The following is a 256-nucleotide window of genomic DNA, read 5'->3' as shown; positions in this document are numbered from 1 at the left end:
GGCTGAAGTCGGCGAAGTTGGCCGAACCATCGTTGATCGCAATCGCGCCGATGTGAATGCCCAGTGGTTTGTCCTTGCCGGCCGGTTTGGCTGCGGTGCTTTGTGCTCCGCTGTCGGCCGGTTGCGGGATCAGCAGGTCGTCGACGTTGGTGGTGCGATCGTCGTTGATCATGAAGCGCACATACGGCTGCAACAGGTTGACCTTGTCGATCGACAGGCTGTCGCCGTGCTGATAGTTGATGCCGTCGACCACTAC

At 59.8% G+C, this 256-nt stretch carries 1 protein-coding gene; it reads right to left on the bottom strand.

Translation table 11 applies throughout. The features are described from left to right. On the bottom strand, positions 1–256 hold a 256-nt coding region (locus tag AAEY83_RS16690), incomplete at both ends, for a DUF748 domain-containing protein (RefSeq protein WP_351060871.1).

Source organism: Psychrobacter sp. TB20-MNA-CIBAN-0197, assembly GCF_040309765.1.
GTDB classification, from domain to species: Bacteria; Pseudomonadota; Gammaproteobacteria; order Pseudomonadales; family Moraxellaceae; genus Psychrobacter; species Psychrobacter submarinus.
This window is presented reverse-complemented; position numbering and strand designations above follow the sequence as displayed.